Below are 1,758 nucleotides of genomic sequence, written 5' to 3'. Positions count from 1 at the left end.
GCCCGCGCCGCATGTCCCGCGGCCGCACCGCGCGACGCGCGCGGGCTCCGGTCGGCCCCGCGGTCAGGCGCGCGGGTGACGCGGCCAGCGGCGGTTGACGACGTACCCGCCCGCGGCGAGGACGACCAGCACTCCGCCGATGATCGCCAGCGCCGTGGCGCCCACGTGCGACGAGTCCTGCGAGGCCGTGGCCACCGCGGGCCGGGCCGAGCGGTCGCCGGCCGAGGGGCTCTTGGAGGCGCCGGCCTGCTTGGTGTCGGTCGCGGCGGACTTGGGCGGCACGAGCTTGCCGACCGGCGTCACCTTGCCGTCCGCGGCGAAGCCCCAGTTCAGCAGCGAGGCGGCCTCCTTGTAGACCGCGTTGGCCTCCTTGGAGGACGGGTTCATCACGGTGACGAGGACGACGCGGCCCTTCGCGTCCTCGGCGACGCCCGTGTACGTGTTGCCGGCGTTCGTGGTGTAGCCGTTCTTCACGCCGGCGAGACCCGGGTAGGGAGTCATGCCGTTGGCCCCGGTCAGCAGGCGGTCCGTGTTCTGGATCTGGAACGTCGCCCGCTTCTTGCCCTTCTTCTGGTCACCGGGGAACTGTGCCGTGGCCGTCGAGCAGTACTGCCGGAAGTCCTTCTTCTGGAGGCCGGAGCGCGCGAAGAGGCTCAGGTCGTACGCGCTGGAGACCTGGCCCGGCATGTCGTAGCCGTCCGGACTGACGACGTGCGTGTCGAGCGCCTGGAGATCGTCCGCGTGCCGCTGCATGTCCCGGACGGTCCCCGCCACCCCGCCGTTCATCGCCGCCAGCACGTGCACGGCGTCGTTGCCCGAGCGCAGGAAGACGCCCAGCCACAGGTCGCGGACGGAGTACGTCTCGTTCTCCTTGACCCCGACGAGGCTGCTGCCCGCGCCCATGCCCTGAAGGTCCGCGGCGGCGACCCGGTGCTGCTCCGTGCTGGGCAGCTTCGGCAGCAGGGTGTCCGCGAAGAGCATCTTCAGCGTCGAGGCGGGCGGGAGGCGCCAGTGCGCGTTGTGGGCGGCGAGCACGTCGCCCGTCTGGGCGTCGGAGACGATCCAGGACCGCCCGGTCAGCTCCTTCGGGAGCGCGGGCACGCCCGTACCGGTGCCGACCTGGGTGCCGGCCAGGCCCAGCCGTGCCCCGCCGACGTCGGACATGTGGGCGGGCGGCTGCGGGGGCTTGGCGTTCGCCGCGTCGGCCCGGGGACCCGCCCAGGAGGGCGCGGCCGCCAGGAGGGGCAGCAGGGCGGCCGAAAGGACTGTCACCGCGGTCTTCTTCACACCAGACACGACGGAGAACGTACAGGGCCCCGGCCCGGGTTTCGACCGGGGAGGTGACGAGGAACACGCGCCGCGCCCCGGCCGCGGCGCAGATGCGCCGGGCGGCGATACTGGTTCCATGAAGCTCAGCCGTCCGGTGTCCTGGTTCCTGCTCGCCTTCGGGGTCTGGAGCTGGTTCATCTGGATCACTTTCGCTAAGAACCTGTGGCAGGACGGAAGCGGCCTCGCATTCGACGACGCAGGCCACCCGACCGCCTACTTCTGGGTCCACCTTCTGCTGGCCGTCGCTTCCTTTCTCCTGGGGACGGCGATCGGAGTAATCGGGTTCCGGGGGCTGCGCGCCCTCAGGGGCGGGGCCGCCCGCCCGGCGGAGGCCACCGCCTCCGGCGCCCCCGATGGCGACTCCGCGGCAGCGGACCGCGCCGCCGTCCCCGGCGAGCGCCGGGCCGGCAGCCGCAACTGACCCCGGCC

General features: G+C 73.0%; 1 protein-coding gene and 1 pseudogene. One reads left to right on the top strand and one right to left on the bottom strand.

Annotated features, from left to right (window positions below; translation table 11 throughout):
* Nucleotides 1-63: 63 nt before the first annotated feature.
* Nucleotides 64-1,296 carry a D-alanyl-D-alanine carboxypeptidase family protein gene (locus L1885_RS28015; RefSeq protein ID WP_372482056.1) on the bottom strand — a complete coding sequence of 411 codons (1,233 nt, stop codon included), beginning with the start codon at nt 1,294-1,296 and terminating at the stop codon, nt 64-66.
* Between the two features lie 109 nt (nt 1,297-1,405).
* Here L1885_RS28015 and L1885_RS28010 point away from each other — a divergent pair.
* Nucleotides 1,406-1,636: pseudogene (locus L1885_RS28010) on the top strand (SCO4848 family membrane protein); the annotation flags it as partial.
* Nucleotides 1,637-1,758: the final 122 nt, after the last annotated feature.

Origin of the sequence: Streptomyces fuscigenes, assembly GCF_021556455.1 — a bacterium.
Classification (GTDB): Bacteria; Actinomycetota; Actinomycetes; order Streptomycetales; family Streptomycetaceae; genus Streptomyces; species Streptomyces fuscigenes.
The sequence above is the reverse complement of the archived record's forward strand: the minus strand, read 5'-3'. Positions and strand labels throughout refer to the sequence as shown.